Raw genomic sequence first — 17485 nt, forward strand, 5'->3', positions numbered from 1 at the left:
AAGGCTACTCTTCTCAATGGAAGAATAGCCTTGTAATCTAAACAATAAATAAGGATACTCAATTAAAGAGCACCTACTGTCTTTAAATCGGCGTTTGTTTTGTGAACAGCAGCAGCGCTGGCAGCAAACTTAGCTTTTTCATCTTCATTCAGATTCAGTTCAACGATCTTTTCGATACCGTTCTTACCAAGGATTACAGGTACGCCAATACAAAGATCTGATTCACCGTATTCACCTTCCAGATATACTGAACAAGGGATCATCTTCTTTTGGTCGTGCAAGATAGATTCAACGACGAATGCTCCTGCTGCACCCGGTGCATACCATGCAGAAGTACCCAATAACTTAGTCAAAGTAGCACCACCTACCATAGTAGAAGCAGCAACTTCATTCAGCTTTTCTTCAGAGATGAAGTTAGTTACAGGCATACCTTTGTAAGTAGCGAAACGAGTCAAAGGGATCATGGTAGTATCGCCGTGACCGCCGATTACCATACCTTCTACTTCGTTAGCGTTACATCCCAAAGCCTGAGCCAAGAAATATTTGAAACGAGAGCTATCCAAAGCACCCCCCATACCGATGATACGATTTTTCGGTAATCCTAAAGATTTCAATGACAGGTAAGTCATTGTATCCATTGGGTTAGAGATAACAACAAGGATTGCGTTAGGAGAATATTTCAAGATGTTTTCTGCTACCGATTTAACGATACCAGCGTTTACACCAATCAGTTCTTCACGAGTCATACCCGGTTTACGAGGAATACCTGAAGTAATTACAACAACGTCAGAGTTAGCAGTTTGAGCATAGTCGTTTGTGCATCCTACTACAGTAGTGTCGAAGCCCAACAGTTGAGCTGTCTGCATCATATCCATTGCTTTACCTTCTGATACGCCTTCTTTAACGTCCAGCATTACTACTTCGTCTGCTACTTCATTGAAAGCAAGTACATTTGCACATGTAGCACCTACGTTACCTGCGCCTACTACGGTTACTTTTGACATAATACTATTTATTTAAAAAGTTGATAATAAGTTTTATCTTTTTTGCGCGACAAAATTACAACGATAATCCTGATTAAAGAAATTTTTCCGTAATAATTTTCGTTAAAGAAAATACCCCATTCTGTGTTACTCTGTTATGAAATGATTACTTTTGCAGCCGTTATTAATTAGCATACAGAAACTATGAATAAAAAAAGCCTTCTAATTACAGCTGTAACTGTTCTGATAATTGCTTTTATCGGCATTACTTATTTATTGATTAGCGAAAAGAAAGCTAACCGGGAGTTGGTGGAAGAGTTTAATCTGGATAAGGAAGATCTGGAAAACGAATATGCTGGTTTTGTGCAAAAATACGACGAGTTGAAGATTACCGTTACTAATGATTCATTGGCTCAATTGTTGGAACAAGAGCAATTGAAAAGCCAGCGGTTGCTGGAAGAACTACGTACAGTGAAAAGCTCAAATGCTACTGAAATCCGTCGTTTGAAAAAGGAAGTGGCAACGTTACGTGCTATCTTGTTTAATTATATTGCCCAGATTGACTCATTGAATAAGCTGGCTATTATGCAGCAACAACAGATCGCTGATGTTACTAAGAAATATAATCAGGCTTCACGACAGGTCAATGCTCTTTCTGAGGAAAAGAAGAATTTGGATAAGAAAGTAACTCTGGCTGCTCAACTGGATGTTACTAATATTCGAATTGAACCGCGTAATAAACGAGGCAAGGAAGCTAAGAAGGTGAAAGATATAGTGAAGCTGGCTATCAGCTTTACAGTCGTAAAGAATATTACTGCTGAGAATGGCGAACGTATCTTATATATACGTATCACGAAACCGGATAATGATGTACTGACAAAAAGTGCGTCGAATACATTCCCTTATGAAAACCGTACATTGGTTTATTCGATTAAGAAGTATATCGAATATAATGGAGAAGAGCAGAATGTAAATGTGTTCTGGGATGTAGAAGAGTTCTTGTATGCCGGAAACTATCGCGTGGATATTTTTGAAGGTGGCAATCTGATTGGTTCTCAGAGTTTCACATTGAAATAATAGTCGGAATCTATAGGTTTAAAGGTGATCCTTTCGGGTAGATTATATAATTACAGAAAAGCCTTATATTGTTTATGAGCAATATAAGGCTTTTCTGTAATTATCATGGTTGGATTAATGTTTCTCGGACTATAGTTACAAGTGGTTCTTATAACTATTACTTCTTTCTTCCTAGAGTATTAATAGATAAGTTCCTGTCTCTTAATACAAAACTCGCTCTAATCTAATACAAAACTTGTTTGTGCCTAATATAAATCTATAATTGCAAGTTTTGATTGTATAAATGAAACTTGCAATTATATAAATGAAACCTGCGTTTATATAAATGCAAGTTTTGTTTATAGATTGAATCAAATAGAGAGAAACTTTATTATTAAAGGAAAAGAAGTTTGGTCCTAATAAAGAGGAATTTATCTATTAATACTTTGGAATGGAAGTAGCAAGTGTTAATAGGTGATAGGTGATAGATGTGGTGATAGATTGTTTTAACCTATCACCATGTCTCAAAGTACGATGAATAAGCGGTTATAGATCTTCCGGTGATAGGTGATAGAGAAAAATGAGTTTTTTCTATGGTGGGATTCCTTATTTAAAATGTGAAAGGGAATAAGTTGTTCTAACAGAGGTTTTCAGAGCCTTAGCTGTTGCTCCTTCCATCCGCTCCCCACATCATTTTGCTGCGGAGTGTATCGAAGAATATGTGGTTGAAGCGTTTTATTACTTTGATGCTGTAGTCCGCTTTACGGATTTTGAGTTGAGTCGTCTCCTTACAACTCTCACTTCGTCCGTCAATAGCTACGAGAAAATTATGGCTACGACTCTCTACATCAAGAGTTATTTCCCAATCGTCACGAATGACGATAGGACGGACGTTGAGGCTGTGAGGTGCTACAGGAGTAATAGCAATCGCATTGCAATGGGGAACAATAATAGGACCGCCTACACTGAGAGAATATGCAGTAGAACCTGTAGGAGTAGCTATTACCAGACCATCAGCTTGATACGTATTCAAATAAGCTCCATTGATGGCTGTGCGAATACTGATCATCGAAGAACTATCCCGTTTCAGAACAGCAATCTCATTAAGTGCGTATGGATAACTCTGTAAACGTTTGTCATTACAAATAAGCTGTAATACCCCCCTTTCTTCCACACTATATCTTCCGGAGTAAATTTCTTCGAATGTCTCTTCCATTTCTTCCGGTGAGATATCGGCCAGAAATCCTAAACGTCCCGTATTAATTCCAAGGATAGGGATTCCCTTTCTGCCTACACGACTAGCCGCTTTCAGGAAAGTACCGTCACCACCGATACTGATTACCATATCAGCCGTAAAATCATTGCCATCAAACAAACGGTCAGCATGAATCTGCATCTTTAGGTCTGAAGTCAGAAATTGATAAAATTCTCTGCACACATAAATCTCTGCTCCATGCTTTTGCAGGAGTTGGAACAGATTAGCGGCATGAGAAGACTTCTTAGCCTGAAAAGTATTTCCGAAAATGGCAAATTTCATAAGTTATATCATTAGTTTCGATTGCAAATTTGGCATTTTTTCTTGGAATTCTACTTTAAATAACCAAAAAAGAACTAAGAATGCGTTTCGTATTATTAGGCAACTAATAATAATATTTGTATTTTTGCGGCAAATATTGCATAAAACTATGACTAAATTAAGTGTGAACATAAACAAGATCGCTACATTGAGAAATGCGCGTGGAGGGGATGTCCCCAATGTGGTAAAGGTGGCTCTTGATTGTGAAACTTTCGGTGCCGACGGTATTACCGTTCATCCCCGTCCTGACGAACGTCATATTCGTCGGGCAGATGTGTATGATTTACGCCCGTTGTTACGGACAGAATTTAATATTGAAGGTTATCCGGACCCTGAATTTATAGATCTGGTGTTGAAGGTAAAACCACATCAGGTAACTTTGGTTCCCGATTCTCCTTCTCAAATTACATCTAACTCCGGATGGGATACGAAAGTGAATCTGGAATTCTTGAGGGAAGTGCTTGACCAATTCAATAGTGCCGGTATCCGTACTTCCGTATTCGTTGCTGCCGATCCGGAAATGGTGGAATATGCTGCAAAAGCAGGAGCAGACCGTGTAGAACTCTATACCGAACCTTATGCTACGGATTATCCTAAAGATCCTGAAGCAGCTATCGCTCCTTTTATAGAAGCGGCAAAAACTGCCCGTAAATTGGGATTAGGCTTGAATGCCGGACATGACTTGAGTCTTGTGAACTTAAATTATTTCTATAAAAACATTTCTTGGTTGGATGAAGTTTCCATCGGACATGCATTAATCAGTGATGCATTGTATCTGGGATTGGAGCGTACCATTCAGGAATATAAAAACTGTCTACGCTAATGAATGGATTGATGTTATTGGCCCAAGGGGCTATGAGTATGGCTGATTCGCTCGCGACAGCCAATCCTGTGTTAACTCCGGTCAGTGCTCCGGAAATGAACATGCTTGATATGGCTATCAAGGGTGGCTGGATTATGATTGTACTGGGAGTACTTTCAGTGGTATGCTTCTATATTCTGTTCGAACGCAATTACATGATTCGTAAGGCTGGAAAAGAAGATCCGATGTTTATGGACCGTATCAAAGATTATATTCATAGTGGTGAGATAAAGGCAGCTATTAATTATTGCCGTACCATGAACACCCCCTCGGCTCGTATGATTGAAAAGGGTATTAGCCGTTTGGGTCGTCCGATTAATGACGTACAGGCAGCGATTGAAAACGTAGGTAATATCGAAGTTGCCAAGCTTGAAAAAGGACTGACTGTAATGGCAACCATTTCCGGTGGTGCTCCGATGCTCGGATTCTTAGGTACGGTGACCGGTATGGTGCGTGCTTTCTACGAGATGGCCAATGCAGGAAGTGGCAACATTGACATTACACTGCTTTCCGGTGGTATTTACGAAGCTATGATTACCACAGTCGGTGGTTTGATCGTAGGTATCATTGCCATGTTTGCTTATAACTATCTGGTGATGTTGGTAGACCGCGTCGTAAACAAGATGGAATCTCGTACAATGGAGTTTATGGACTTGTTGAATGAGCCAACGAAATAACTATGGGATTAAAAAGAAGAAATAAAGTATCGCCCAATTTCAGTATGGCATCCATGACGGACGTCATTTTCCTGTTATTGATCTTCTTTATGATTACTTCTACAGTGGTATCGCCCAATGCAATAAAGGTATTGTTACCTCAGGGAAAGCAACAAACCTCGGCCAAACCGCTAACGAGAGTGATCATTGATAAAGACCTTAACTTCTACGCTGCTTTCGGTAATGAAAAGGAGAAAACACTGACCTTGGATGAACTGACTCCGTTCCTGAAATCATGTTCGGAGAAAGAACCTGAAATGTATGTAGCATTGTATGCTGATGAAACAGTACCTTATCGCGAAGTGGTAAAGATACTGAATATTGCAAATGAGAATCATTTTAAAATGGTGTTGGCTACCCGCCCGCCAGAAAATAAATAAGAATGATGGACAGAAGAAAAAAGGGTGAATATATCGGAGCGCTGGGTGCACTGTTAGTGCATGTGGCAGTGATTGCTCTTTTGATTCTGGTGAGCTTTACGGTTCCCCAGCCGGATGAAGATGCTGGCGGAATACCTGTCATGATAGGAAATGTAGATGCTGCACGGGGCTTTGATGACCCCTCATTGGTGGACGTGGACATATTGCCGGAAGAACCGGCTGTTGCCGAACCCGAACCAACTCCGCCGGAAGTTCCTTCTGAACAGGAACTGCTGACACAAACGGAAGAGGAAACAGTGGCTATTAAACCAAAGACTGAGCCAAAAAAAGAAAACGTGAAGCCGAAAGAAGTGACTAAACCCAAGGAACCAGTAAAGAAACCGGAGAAGACGGAAGCCGAGAAAGCGGCAGAAGCGAAACGTTTGGCAGAAGAAAAGGCAGAACGTGAGCGGAAAGCAGCCGAAGAAGCAGCAAAGAAAAAGGTTGCAAATGCTTTTGGTAAAGGTGCTCAGATGGGAGGAAATAAAGGAACTGCTGAATCCGGAACCGGAGTGGAAGGTAGTAAGGACGGAAATTCTTCTACAGGAGCGAAGACCGGAGTTGCCGGTTACGGAACATTTAACTTAGGTGGACGTTCTTTAGGTGAAGGTGGTTTACCGAAGCCTGTTTATAATGTACAGGAAGAGGGACGTGTGGTTGTAAATATTACGGTGAATCCTGCAGGCTTGGTTATTGCTACCAGCATAAATCCTCAAACAAATACGGTGAATTCCGTTTTGCGTAAATCAGCGGAAGATGCCGCAAAGAAGGCTCGTTTCAATTCGGTAGATGGAGTAAACAACCAGAGTGGAACGATTACTTATTATTTTAATTTGAAATAGTATCACTGATCAAAATATAAGATTATGGGAACTGTATATGCTTTTTTTGCAGATGGCTTTGAAGAAATAGAAGCCTTTACTGCTGTTGATACACTGAGACGTGCCGGGTTAAATGTAGAAATCGTATCTGTTACTCCGGATGAAATTGTAGTAGGTGCACATGATGTATCTTTGCTTTGTGACATTAACTTTGATAATTGTGACTTCTTTGATGCCGATTTGTTGCTGTTGCCGGGTGGAATGCCGGGTGCAGCTACTCTTGATAAACATGAAGGATTGCGCAGATTGATCTTGGACTTTGCAGCCAAGAATAAACCAGTCGCTGCAATTTGTGCCGCTCCGATGGTGTTAGGTAAATTGGGCTTGTTGAAAGGTAAGAAAGTGACTTGTTATCCAAGCTTCGAACAATATTTGGATGGAGCCGAATGTGTTAATAAACCAGTTGTACGTGATGGAAATATTATTACAGGAATGGGGCCGGGGGCTGCAATGGAATTTGCTTTGACTATTGTTGAACTGTTGGTCGGTAAAGAAAAAGTAGACGAATTGGTAGAGGCAATGTGCGTTAAACGCTAAACTGCTTATGAATCGATATGTGATTATTGTTGCCGGCGGCAAGGGGTTGCGGATGGGAAGTGATCTACCCAAACAATTTCTTCCCATCGGCAACAAACCTGTATTGATGCGTACTTTGGAAGTCTTTCGAAAATTTGATGCGAATCTTCAGATTATCCTGGTGCTTCCACTTGCACAACAGAAGTTCTGGAAGCAACTCTGTGAAAAGTATCGTTTTACTGTGGAGCATGTTGTTGCCGATGGTGGTGAAACACGTTTCCATTCAGTGAAAAACGGATTGGCACAAGTACAAGGTCCCGGATTGGTGGGCGTACATGATGGAGTCCGTCCATTCGTGTCAGTTGAAGTGATACGTAATTGTTATGATTTGGCAAAGCAATACAAGGCTGTAATTCCGGTGATTGATGTTGTCGAGACTTTGCGGCATTTGACTGATGCAGCAAGTGAAACAGTCAGTCGTAATGACTATAAGCTTGTACAAACTCCTCAGGTTTTTGATGCGGAACTTCTTAGACAGGCTTATGCGCAGGAATATACTCCGTTTTTTACTGATGATGCTTCTGTAGTAGAAGCTATGGGTGTTTCTGTTTATCTTGCACCCGGTAATCGTGAAAATATAAAAATAACGACTCCTTTCGATTTGAAAATAGGGAGTGCTCTCTTGTAAATGTTCGATTTAGTTACACGTGACATAAAATATATCTCCGGTGTAGGTCCTCAAAAGGCAACTATATTAAATAAGGAGTTGGGAATCTACTCCTTGCATGATTTGATTTATTATTTCCCCTATAAATATGTAGACCGGAGCCGCATCTATTACATTCACGAAATAGATGGTAATATGCCATATATTCAATTGAAAGGAAGAATCCTCGGTTTCGAAACAGCAGGTGAAGGACGGCAACGTCGTCTGACAGCTCATTTCTCTGATGGTACAGGTGTAGTGGACTTGGTGTGGTTTCAGGGAATTAAATATATATTGGAGAAATATAAGCTTCACGAAGAATATATTATTTTTGGCAAGCCGACTGTTTTTAATGGACGGATCAATGTGGCACATCCTGATATCGATAAAGCGGATGAGTTGAAACTTTCGTCCGTAGGACTGCAACCTTATTATAATACAACGGAGAAGATGAAGCGTTGTTTTCTCAATTCTCATGCTATTGAGAAGATGATGACAATGGTTATCCAACAAATTCAGGCACCTCTGCCGGAAACACTTTCTCCTAAATTGCTAGCCGACCATCATTTGATGTCTTTGACGGAAGCTCTTCGGAATATTCATTTTCCCGCAAATCCTGATGTGTTGCGCAGAGCACAATATCGTCTTAAATTTGAAGAACTATTCTATGTGCAATTGAATATTCTCCGGTATGCCAAAGACAGGCAGAGGCGTTATCGGGGATATGTATTCGAAAAGGTGGGAGATATATTTAATACCTTTTATACACAGAATCTCCCTTTCCAACTGACAGGTGCTCAAAAGAGAGTGCTGAAAGAAATAAGAAACGATGTCGGGAGTGGAAAGCAGATGAACCGTCTTCTACAAGGAGACGTAGGTAGTGGAAAGACTTTGGTTGCGTTGATGAGTATGTTGTTGGCGCTGGACAATGGCTTTCAAGCTTGTATGATGGCTCCTACCGAGATATTGGCAAATCAACATTACGAAACCATCAAAGAGTTACTTTTTGGAATGGACATTCGTGTGGAACTCTTGACAGGTTCCATCAAAGGGAAAAAAAGGGAAGCTATTCTGTCCGGTCTATTGACAGGAGAAGTGCATATATTAATAGGTACACATGCTGTTATTGAGGATACGGTAAACTTCTCTTCTCTGGGATTTGTGGTGATTGATGAGCAACACCGCTTTGGTGTAGCACAACGGGCCCGTCTTTGGAGTAAGAATGTTCAGCCCCCTCATGTGCTTGTGATGACTGCAACCCCAATTCCCCGTACGTTGGCAATGACTTTATATGGCGACTTGGATGTTTCTATTATTGATGAACTCCCACCGGGACGAAAGCCAATCGCTACGATTCATCAGTTTGATAACCGTCGTGAAAGTCTATATCGTTCAGTGCACAAACAAATTAAAGAAGGACGCCAGGTATATATCGTCTATCCTCTGATAAAGGAGAGTGAGAAGATTGATTTGAAGAATCTGGAAGAGGGATATCAACATATTCTTGAAGAATTTCCCGAATGTAAGGTTTGCAAAGTACATGGTAAAATGAAGTCGGCTGAGAAAGACGAGCAAATGCAGCTTTTTGCTTCGGGACAGGCACAGATTATGGTCGCTACTACTGTGATAGAAGTAGGTGTAAATGTGCCTAATGCTTCTGTGATGATTATAGAAAATGCAGAACGTTTTGGCCTTTCACAATTACATCAGTTGCGGGGTAGAGTAGGACGTGGTGCCGATCAGTCTTATTGTATTTTGGTTACCACTTATAAACTGACGGAAGATACCCGAAAGCGTCTTGAGATTATGGTACGTACCAATGATGGATTTGAAATAGCAGAAGCCGATTTGAAATTGCGCGGTCCCGGTGATTTGGAGGGTACGCAACAGAGTGGTGTCGCTTTTGATCTGAAGATTGCGGATATTTCCCGTGACGGACAATTGTTGCAATATGTCCGTTTGATAGCCGAAGATATTGTGGAGCATGACCTTATGGGAGAGAACCCGGAGAATGAAATTTTATGGCGTCAGTTGAAGGCACTTCGGAAGTCGAACGTTAATTGGGCTGCTATTAGTTGAAAAACGGTTAAACATACAGTTTATTTACGTAAATGTGTTGCAAAACATGTTTTTTATTATATCTCCTATTCATAGGCACTTACAACTAGTTTTTAGTCTTTTTTTAGTTATGTCTATCTAAAAAATAGTTAATAACAAACTTGCTGTTTCATTAGAAAATGCTATCTTTGGGAGAATTTTTTAGAAAATGTATCGTTTAACCGTCTGAATATTGCATGTTATGCTTGAAAAAACATTGGTCATTTTAAAGCCTTGTACCCTTCAACGGGGATTGGTTGGTGAGATTACTCATCGCTTTGAACGTAAAGGGTTGCGATTGGCTGGAATGAAGATGATGCAATTGACTGACAATTTGTTAAGTGAACATTATTCCCACTTGAGCAGTAAACCCTTCTTCCAACGGGTGAAGGACTCGATGATGACAGCTCCTGTTATTATTTGTTGCTTTGAAGGTGTGGATGCTATTCAAACAGTCCGTACGTTGGCGGGACCAACTAATGGACGTTTGGCTGCACCAGGAACCATTCGTGGAGATTATAGTATGAGTTTTCAAGAGAATATCGTTCATACTTCTGATTCCCCGGAGACGGCAGCCGCTGAATTAACAAGATTTTTTAAACCGGAAGAAATATTCGATTATAAGCAGGTTACCTTTGATTACTTGTATGCAAATGACGAATATTGATTGAACAATTGACGAGAACGAATGAATTTTAATTGTATTATTAAAACAGGATTGGTCGCTGTAGCGGCTATGGTCAGCTTGAGCTCTTTTTCTCAAGACCTGATTGCCCGCCAGGCACCAATAGATAAAAAATTAAAAACAGTAGACTCTTTGGCATTGCAAAAGCAAATTCGTATTGAGCAGTCTGAATACCCTGCTCTTAGTCTATATCCAACTTGGAATAACCAATATGTACATGCATACGGAAAAGATGTTATTGTTCCTGATTCTTATACTATTGACTTGACAGGTTTCCATATGCCGACTCCAAGTACGAAGATCACTTCACCTTTTGGTCCGCGTTGGAGAAGAATGCACAATGGTCTGGATTTGAAGGTAAATATTGGTGATACTATTGTAGCTGCTTTTGATGGTAAGGTACGTATTGTAAAATATGAGCGTAAAGGATATGGTAAATATGTAGTGATCCGTCATGATAATGGTTTGGAAACTGTATATGGCCACTTGTCTAAACAACTTGTAGAAGAAAACCAATTGGTAAAAGCCGGTGAAGTAATAGGTTTAGGTGGTAACACCGGACGTTCTACAGGCTCACATCTTCATTTTGAAACTCGTTTCTTGGGAATTGCTATCAATCCGGTTTATATGTTTGATTTCCCAAAACAAGATATCGTAGCTGATACATACACATTCCGTAAGACTCAACGGAATCCTACTCGTGCAGGTTCTCATGATACGGAGGTGGCTGATGGAACTGTTCGTTATTATAAAGTGAAGAGTGGTGACTCCTTGTCACGTATTTCTAAGATAACGGGAGTCTCTATCACGAAACTTTGTGAATTGAATCGTATCACAACTAAGAGTATTTTACGATTGAATCAAGTTTTGCGTTGTTCGTAAAAAGTAATACAATATAATCTTTTGCAGAGGGCACTTTAATATAATTTAGAGTGCCCTCTTTCTGTTTTTACTTAATTATTGTTACCTTTGCACACTATTTGGAAGAAAATGAAAGATACCAAGCAACAATTTGAACATGTCATCGCTTTGTGCCGTGACTTATTTTCCAAGAAGCTGCATGATTATGGGCCTGCATGGCGCATTTTGCGTCCGGCTTCGGTAACTGACCAGATTTTTATTAAAGCCAACCGGATACGTAGCATTGAAATAAAGGGAGTGACCTTGATAGATGAAGGTATCCGTTCCGAATTCATTGCCATAGTCAATTATGGTTTAATCGGACTGATTCAATTAGAATTGGGATATGCTGAATCTGCAGACATAAGCAATGAGGAAGCGTTGGCCTTGTATGATAAATATGCTAAAGAAGCTTTGGAATTAATGCTTGCCAAGAACCATGATTATGATGAAGCTTGGAGAAGTATGCGTGTTAGCTCTTACACGGACCTGATCCTGATGAAAATCTATCGTACCAAACAGATTGAAAGTTTGTCAGGAAACACTTTAGTGTCGGAAGGTATCGATGCCAATTACATGGATATGATTAATTACTCTGTTTTCGGACTGATTAAAATAGAATTTGAAGGATAAGCACTTACATATCATTCAGCAGATAGGAGCGAATGTTTGCCGTTTTTTGTTGGCAGCAGCATTTATCTTTTCCGGGTTTGTGAAGTCTGTAGACCCGCTAGGCTCGCAGTACAAGATACAAGATTATCTTTCAGCGTTCGGGATGGCTTCCTGGTTTCCTTCCTTTTTCCCGTTGTTAGGGGGGATTATTCTATCTGCGGTTGAGTTCTCTGTTGGTATTTTCCTGTTTTTTGGTGTCAGAAGATCAGTCGCTTCTACTTTAGCGTTGATCCTGATGATTTTCATGACTCCGTTGACTTTATATCTTGCACTTTTTAATCCGGTTTCAGATTGTGGTTGTTTTGGTGATGCATGGGTATTGACCAATTGGGAGACTTTCGGAAAGAATGTGATATTGTTGATCGCAGCAATCATCGTATTTAAAGAAAGAAAGTTGCTGATCCGGTTTGTAAGTCAGAAAATGGAGTGGTTAGTATCTCTATATACTTTGTTTTTTGTATTTACATTATCGTTTTATTGCTTAGACCGTTTGCCTGTTTTGGATTTTCGCCCTTACAAGATCGGAAAGAATATCCCGGAAGGCATGACTATTCCGGAAGGAGCTAAATCCAGTGTATATGAAAGTATATTCACTTTAGAAAAAGACGGAAAAAAGGAAGAGTTTACGTTAGAGAACTATCCTGATAGCACATGGAAATTTGTAGATACCCGTACTGTCCTTAAAGAAAAAGGGTATGAACCTCCTATTCACGATTTCTCGATGGTGGAACTGAATACGGGAGATGATATAACAGATGATGTGCTGACTGATATGGGATATACCTTCCTGTTGGTAGCTCATCGTATTGAGGAGGCTGACGATAGTAATATCGATCTGATTAATGACGTTTTTGATTATTCTGTAGAACATGGTTATAAGTTTTATTGCCTGACCTCTTCACCGGAAGAACAAATAGAATTGTGGAAGGATAAGACAGGAGCTGAATATCCGTTCTGCCAGATGGATGATATTACATTAAAAACGATGATACGTTCTAACCCGGGATTGATGTTGATAAAGAATGGGACAATCCTGAACAAGTGGAGCGATGAAGATATTCCGGATGAATATGTGCTGACTGATAAGTTGGAAAATTTGCCATTGGGACAAGTGAAAGTGGAGAGTGATACTCATACCATTGGCTTTGTCGTTTTATGGTTTGTAATACCATTGTTGTTGGTGTTAGGAGTAGATATTTTAATCGTCCGTCGCCGGGAACGAAGAGCTGCTAAGAAACGGCAAAATAATGTAAATGAAAAGAAAGAGAAAACAAGAGAGGATAACGGAGAAAAATCTTCATTCTAAGTTATCTGCTTGAAGATTTATAAATAGATAGAATGTAATTTATTAACCCTTTAAATAAAAAGACAAAATGAGAAAGAACATTGTTGCAGGAAACTGGAAAATGAACAAAACCCTTCAAGAAGGTATTGCTTTGGCAAAAGAACTGAATGAAACATTGGCTAATGAAAAGCCTAACTGTGATGTAATTATCTGTACTCCGTTCATCCATCTGGCTTCTGTTACTCCATTGGTAGATGCTGCTAAGATTGGTGTAGGTGCTGAAAACTGTGCTGATAAAGAATCAGGTGCTTATACTGGCGAAGTTTCTGCTGCTATGGTAGCTTCTACAGGTGCTAAATATGTAATTTTGGGTCACTCTGAACGTCGTGCTTACTACGGTGAGACTGTTGCTATTCTTGAAGAGAAAGTTAAATTGGCTCTGGCTAACGGTTTGACTCCGATCTTCTGTATCGGTGAAGTTTTGGAAGAACGCGAAGCTAACAAGCAAAATGAAGTAGTAGCTGCTCAATTGGCATCTGTATTCTCTTTGTCTGCAGAGGACTTCTCTAAGATTATTTTGGCTTATGAACCGGTTTGGGCTATTGGTACTGGCAAAACTGCTTCAGCAGAACAAGCTCAGGAAATCCATGCTTTCATCCGTTCATTGGTAGCAAATAAATACGGTAAAGAAATTGCAGACAATACTTCTATTCTTTACGGTGGTAGCTGTAAAGCTTCTAACGCAAAAGAATTGTTTGCTAACCCTGACGTAGATGGTGGTTTGATTGGTGGTGCTGCTTTGAAAGTTGCTGACTTCAAAGGCATCATTGATGCGTTTAATGCATAATTAAAATCTTTTGGACGCGGATTGCATGGAGATACCCAACTCTATAAGTAACAGTTGATCTGTGAAATCCGTGTCTATTTAAAAATTCACTGAATGAAAAAGCTATCTTTATTTATCCTATTGTTTGTTTTTACAGGCGTCGGTGCACAGGCTCAGAATATCGTAAAGAGTCTGGAACGTAACGTACCGGGACAGGGAAAGGTGACCATTCATCAGGATCCTGCAATAGAAGCGTTGATCGGTGTAGAACGTATTGGAACGGGTGAGCAGAAAGTATTAAAGACTTCTGGATTCAGAATTCAGGCATATGCCGGCAATAATACCAATGAAGCTAAAAATGAAGCTCGTAATGTGGGTGCACGTATCAAAGATCATTTTCCGGAACTGACAGTATATACTTCGTTCAATTCTCCTCGCTGGCTTTGTCGTGTGGGTGATTTCCGAAGCATTGAAGAAGCGGATGCAATGATGCGTAAGATGAAAGCAACCGGTGTGTTTAAAGAGGTCTCTATCGTTAAGGACCAAATTAATATTCCTTTATAATCTGATTATGTTAGAAAAAGAAGAAATAGACTCTCCGAATCTGGAGGAATTGAAAAGTCATTATCGTAGTATCATCACCCTTTTGGGAGAAGATGCAGAACGGGAAGGTTTATTGAAAACTCCGGAACGTGTGGCTAAAGCAATGTTGAGTTTGACAAAGGGCTACCATATGGATCCTCATGAAGTGCTCCGCTCAGCTAAGTTTAAAGAAGAATACAGCCAGATGGTGATTGTGAAAGACATTGATTTCTTCTCTCTTTGCGAACATCACATGTTGCCGTTTTATGGAAAGGCACATGTAGCATACATTCCCAACGGATATATTACCGGACTGAGTAAGATTGCTCGTGTAGTCGATATCTTTTCTCACCGTCTGCAAGTCCAGGAACGTATGACACTGCAAATCAAGGAGTGTATTCAGGAAACACTTAATCCATTGGGAGTAATGGTTGTAGTGGAGGCGAAACATATGTGTATGCAAATGCGTGGGGTGGAAAAACAAAATTCCATAACTACCACTTCCGACTTTACGGGTGCATTCAATCAGGCTAAGACGCGTGAGGAGTTTATGAATCTGATTCAGCACGGATACTTGTAACGGTCTTCTGTTCTGAAACAAGGGGATTATCGCAGAACTACGCGATCCCCCAGGCGTTTAGCCATAATACTTTGTACTCCTCTCAATTCATTGTAACGTTGCATCAGTGAGTTGCACTTCTCGTTGTCATTAGCGAGAGATGGATCTTGCAATGCATAAAGCATGTGTTTTAATTCTTCTGTTACAATTGCATATTTGAAGTTTATCATTAGCATAGGAACTAATTCATAAAGACGTTCCTCATCCGTCACAATCTTCTGTGATTTCGAATGATATTTACTGAGTTGATAACGTACATTAATCAGATCGACACTTAGTCTGCTGATAGTCGGATCTGGATGTGCCAGGAAATAGCGTTCTGCCACAAATCCTGAGTCATGAATATGCGTTGCTGCTTCCGACAGAATCTGGCGATGTAACGGGTTATGGAAAGCCAGGTCATCTTCTTTCAAATCATTGATAACGTATTCTATGACAGTTACAGGAGTCTCATTTCCTTCTTCATCACTCAGATTGCACATAATCTTTTCGCCATAACGGACTACCGCTTGTAAAATCAAACGTTCAAATTTGTAGAACTCTTGTCCTTCTTTTCCTTCCTGAGGAATAAAGGAAGTATAGCTATCCTCCTGTAAAGCAGATGGAACCTCCGAATATCCAGCACCCGTTTCGGGTGGCATTGGAACATCTCCGTCAGGCATTGGGATATTTTCTCCAGATACAGCCTGAGACATATTAGCTGCTCTTTCGTTAATTCTACGTTCCCGTTCTGTTTGTTCAACTCGTTTTTCCGCTTGTACTTCCCGTCTTTTAGCTACCTCGGATACGAGTAGTTTATCTTCTACATGTAGTAACTGAGCACATTCTTTGATATAAACATCCCGTATAATAGCTTCCGGAATAACGGAAATACTTTGTACCAGATTACCTATCAGTTCTGCACGCTTGATTGGATCTTTTCCGGCGTCTTCCAACAATAAGTTTGTCTTGAAACGGATAAAATCACTTTCATGTTCTTTGATGAAGGCTTGGAATTCAGTGGAGTTATGTTTACGGGCAAAAGAGTCCGGGTCATCACCGTCAGGAAGCAAACATACCTTGATATTCATTCCTTCTTCAAGTAGCATATCGATTCCCCGGATAGAAGCTTTGATACCTGCCATGTCACCATCATAAAGAACAGTGATATTATTAGTGAAACGATGGATCATACGGATCTGTCCTGAAGTAAGCGCCGTTCCTGAGGAAGCAACCACATTCTCTATACCCGATTGGTGCATGGAAATAACATCCGTATAGCCTTCAACCAGAAAGCAACGATCTTGCTTTACGATCGCTTGTTTCGCGAAGTAAATACCATATAATTCATTGCTTTTATGATAAATCTCAGATTCGGGAGAATTGACATATTTTACTTTGACTCCCTTTGTTGCATTGGCAAGTACACGTCCGCCGAAGGCAACAACTTTGCCTGATAGTGTATGAACAGGAAAAATAACCCGTCCCCAAAAACGGTCACGTAATCGATGGTCGTCTGTTTCGTAGCAAAGTCCGGTTTTAACAAGATATTCTTTTTTATATCCCTTTTGTTGGGCTTCTTGTGCGAAGGCGTCATGACTGTCGGTGCAATATCCTAATTGGAATTTCTCAATAATGTCATCCCGAAAACCACGGTTACGGAAGTATGCCATACCGATACTACGACCATCAACGTGATTTCTTAAAATATTCTGAAAGTAGTCACGTGCATAGTTATTGACGATGAAAAGACTCTCACGTTCACTTTGGACCAGTTTCTCTTCATCACTTAACTCCCGTTCCTTAATTTCAATATTGTACTTCTTAGCAAGATATTTCAGAGCTTCCGGATAAGACATCTGCTCATGCTCCATAATGAAATGCACAGCATTCCCCCCTTTTCCACAAGCGAAGCATTTACAAAGTCCTTTGGCAGGAGAAACATAAAAAGAAGGTGTCTTATCACTATGGAACGGACATAAACCGACATAATTCACTCCACGTTTACGCAGAGTGACGAAATCTGATACAACATCTATTATCTGTGATGCATCTAATATGCGGTCTATCGTTGCTTGATCAATCATGGTTCTTTTCTTCTGTGAATCCGTTTTTGCGGATACAA

18 protein-coding genes are annotated in these 17485 nt (G+C 40.2%); 15 read left to right on the plus strand and 3 right to left on the minus strand.

Annotation, left to right across the window (positions count from 1 at the left end):
* Nucleotides 1-62: 62 nt before the first annotated feature.
* On the minus strand, nucleotides 63-1004 hold the full coding sequence (mdh, locus tag EJF25_RS22265) for a malate dehydrogenase (protein WP_125042806.1): 942 nt from the start codon (nucleotides 1002-1004) through the stop codon (nucleotides 63-65).
* A gap of 183 nt (nucleotides 1005-1187) precedes the next feature.
* Here mdh and EJF25_RS22270 point away from each other — a divergent pair, with 183 nt between their 5' ends.
* Nucleotides 1188-2060 (plus strand): DUF8429 coiled-coil domain-containing protein, encoded by an 873-nt coding sequence (locus EJF25_RS22270; protein WP_125042809.1) that lies wholly within the window; start codon nucleotides 1188-1190, stop codon nucleotides 2058-2060.
* A gap of 637 nt (nucleotides 2061-2697) precedes the next feature.
* Here EJF25_RS22270 and EJF25_RS22275 read toward each other — a convergent pair.
* Nucleotides 2698-3576, minus strand: a complete 879-nt coding sequence (locus tag EJF25_RS22275) for an NAD kinase (RefSeq protein WP_125042811.1) — start codon at nucleotides 3574-3576, stop codon at nucleotides 2698-2700.
* 148 nt (nucleotides 3577-3724) lie between these two features.
* On the opposite strand from EJF25_RS22275, the gene EJF25_RS22280 reads away from it, so the two are divergent.
* The 14 genes from EJF25_RS22280 (at nucleotide 3725) to folE (ending at nucleotide 15342) form a co-directional block, all read left to right on the plus strand.
* The gene (locus tag EJF25_RS22280; RefSeq protein WP_125042813.1) at nucleotides 3725-4438 is read left to right on the plus strand and encodes a pyridoxine 5'-phosphate synthase; all 714 of its coding nucleotides are present in this window, start codon (nucleotides 3725-3727) and stop codon (nucleotides 4436-4438) included.
* Nucleotides 4438-5154 (plus strand): MotA/TolQ/ExbB proton channel family protein, encoded by a 717-nt coding sequence (locus EJF25_RS22285; RefSeq protein WP_025075723.1) that lies wholly within the window; start codon nucleotides 4438-4440, stop codon nucleotides 5152-5154. Before EJF25_RS22280 ends, EJF25_RS22285 begins: the two co-directional genes overlap by 1 nt.
* Before the next feature lie 2 nt (nucleotides 5155-5156).
* Nucleotides 5157-5573 carry an ExbD/TolR family protein gene (locus tag EJF25_RS22290; protein WP_125042815.1) on the plus strand — a complete coding sequence of 139 codons (417 nt, stop codon included), beginning with the start codon at nucleotides 5157-5159 and terminating at the stop codon, nucleotides 5571-5573.
* Between the two features lie 5 nt (nucleotides 5574-5578).
* On the plus strand, nucleotides 5579-6454 hold the full coding sequence (locus tag EJF25_RS22295; protein WP_125042860.1) for an energy transducer TonB family protein: 876 nt from the start codon (nucleotides 5579-5581) through the stop codon (nucleotides 6452-6454).
* Nucleotides 6455-6478: 24 nt separating this feature from the next.
* Complete coding sequence (locus tag EJF25_RS22300) at nucleotides 6479-7030, plus strand: DJ-1 family glyoxalase III (protein ID WP_125042817.1); 552 nt, start codon at nucleotides 6479-6481, stop codon at nucleotides 7028-7030.
* Between the two features lie 7 nt (nucleotides 7031-7037).
* Entirely contained in the window at nucleotides 7038-7697 is a 660-nt protein-coding gene (locus EJF25_RS22305; protein ID WP_125042819.1) for a 2-C-methyl-D-erythritol 4-phosphate cytidylyltransferase, read from the plus strand.
* The gene (gene recG / locus EJF25_RS22310; protein WP_125042821.1) at nucleotides 7698-9794 is read left to right on the plus strand and encodes an ATP-dependent DNA helicase RecG; all 2097 of its coding nucleotides are present in this window, start codon (nucleotides 7698-7700) and stop codon (nucleotides 9792-9794) included.
* Between the two features lie 220 nt (nucleotides 9795-10014).
* Nucleotides 10015-10479, plus strand: coding sequence for a nucleoside-diphosphate kinase (gene ndk / locus EJF25_RS22315; RefSeq protein WP_125042823.1), 465 nt, complete (start codon nucleotides 10015-10017; stop codon nucleotides 10477-10479).
* Between the two features lie 21 nt (nucleotides 10480-10500).
* Nucleotides 10501-11379 (plus strand): peptidoglycan DD-metalloendopeptidase family protein, encoded by an 879-nt coding sequence (locus EJF25_RS22320; protein ID WP_125042825.1) that lies wholly within the window; start codon nucleotides 10501-10503, stop codon nucleotides 11377-11379.
* A 108-nt stretch (nucleotides 11380-11487) separates the two neighbouring features.
* A complete protein-coding gene (locus EJF25_RS22325) occupies nucleotides 11488-12030 on the plus strand; it encodes a DUF1599 domain-containing protein (protein ID WP_025075716.1) in 543 nt (180 codons plus the stop codon).
* The gene (locus tag EJF25_RS22330; protein ID WP_200832974.1) at nucleotides 12020-13375 is read left to right on the plus strand and encodes a BT_3928 family protein; all 1356 of its coding nucleotides are present in this window, start codon (nucleotides 12020-12022) and stop codon (nucleotides 13373-13375) included. Before EJF25_RS22325 ends, EJF25_RS22330 begins: the two co-directional genes overlap by 11 nt.
* Before the next feature lie 67 nt (nucleotides 13376-13442).
* A complete protein-coding gene (gene tpiA, locus EJF25_RS22335) occupies nucleotides 13443-14201 on the plus strand; it encodes a triose-phosphate isomerase (protein ID WP_077155304.1) in 759 nt (252 codons plus the stop codon).
* A gap of 93 nt (nucleotides 14202-14294) precedes the next feature.
* Nucleotides 14295-14744, plus strand: a complete 450-nt coding sequence (locus EJF25_RS22340; protein WP_025075713.1) for an SPOR domain-containing protein — start codon at nucleotides 14295-14297, stop codon at nucleotides 14742-14744.
* Between the two features lie 7 nt (nucleotides 14745-14751).
* A complete protein-coding gene (folE, locus tag EJF25_RS22345) occupies nucleotides 14752-15342 on the plus strand; it encodes a GTP cyclohydrolase I FolE (RefSeq protein WP_125042827.1) in 591 nt (196 codons plus the stop codon).
* 26 nt (nucleotides 15343-15368) lie between these two features.
* Here folE and dnaG read toward each other — a convergent pair whose 3' ends face one another.
* Nucleotides 15369-17447, minus strand: coding sequence for a DNA primase (gene dnaG / locus EJF25_RS22350; protein WP_125042829.1), 2079 nt, complete (start codon nucleotides 17445-17447; stop codon nucleotides 15369-15371).
* Between the last annotated feature and the right edge of the window lie 38 nt (nucleotides 17448-17485).

The sequence above is a fragment of the Bacteroides faecalis genome, from assembly GCF_003865075.1.
Classification (GTDB): domain Bacteria; phylum Bacteroidota; class Bacteroidia; order Bacteroidales; family Bacteroidaceae; genus Bacteroides; species Bacteroides faecalis.

Coding starts and splice junctions, on each gene's coding strand:
- mdh (WP_125042806.1), bottom strand. CDS start 1,004: ATGTCAAAAGTAACCGTAGTAGGCGCAGGTAACGTAGGTGCTACATGT.
- EJF25_RS22270 (WP_125042809.1), top strand. CDS start 1,188: ATGAATAAAAAAAGCCTTCTAATTACAGCTGTAACTGTTCTGATAATT.
- EJF25_RS22275 (WP_125042811.1), bottom strand. CDS start 3,576: ATGAAATTTGCCATTTTCGGAAATACTTTTCAGGCTAAGAAGTCTTCT.
- EJF25_RS22280 (WP_125042813.1), top strand. CDS start 3,725: ATGACTAAATTAAGTGTGAACATAAACAAGATCGCTACATTGAGAAAT.
- EJF25_RS22285 (WP_025075723.1), top strand. CDS start 4,438: ATGAATGGATTGATGTTATTGGCCCAAGGGGCTATGAGTATGGCTGAT.
- EJF25_RS22290 (WP_125042815.1), top strand. CDS start 5,157: ATGGGATTAAAAAGAAGAAATAAAGTATCGCCCAATTTCAGTATGGCA.
- EJF25_RS22295 (WP_125042860.1), top strand. CDS start 5,579: ATGGACAGAAGAAAAAAGGGTGAATATATCGGAGCGCTGGGTGCACTG.
- EJF25_RS22300 (WP_125042817.1), top strand. CDS start 6,479: ATGGGAACTGTATATGCTTTTTTTGCAGATGGCTTTGAAGAAATAGAA.
- EJF25_RS22305 (WP_125042819.1), top strand. CDS start 7,038: ATGAATCGATATGTGATTATTGTTGCCGGCGGCAAGGGGTTGCGGATG.
- recG (WP_125042821.1), top strand. CDS start 7,698: ATGTTCGATTTAGTTACACGTGACATAAAATATATCTCCGGTGTAGGT.
- ndk (WP_125042823.1), top strand. CDS start 10,015: ATGCTTGAAAAAACATTGGTCATTTTAAAGCCTTGTACCCTTCAACGG.
- EJF25_RS22320 (WP_125042825.1), top strand. CDS start 10,501: ATGAATTTTAATTGTATTATTAAAACAGGATTGGTCGCTGTAGCGGCT.
- EJF25_RS22325 (WP_025075716.1), top strand. CDS start 11,488: ATGAAAGATACCAAGCAACAATTTGAACATGTCATCGCTTTGTGCCGT.
- tpiA (WP_077155304.1), top strand. CDS start 13,443: ATGAGAAAGAACATTGTTGCAGGAAACTGGAAAATGAACAAAACCCTT.
- EJF25_RS22340 (WP_025075713.1), top strand. CDS start 14,295: ATGAAAAAGCTATCTTTATTTATCCTATTGTTTGTTTTTACAGGCGTC.
- folE (WP_125042827.1), top strand. CDS start 14,752: ATGTTAGAAAAAGAAGAAATAGACTCTCCGAATCTGGAGGAATTGAAA.
- dnaG (WP_125042829.1), bottom strand. CDS start 17,447: ATGATTGATCAAGCAACGATAGACCGCATATTAGATGCATCACAGATA.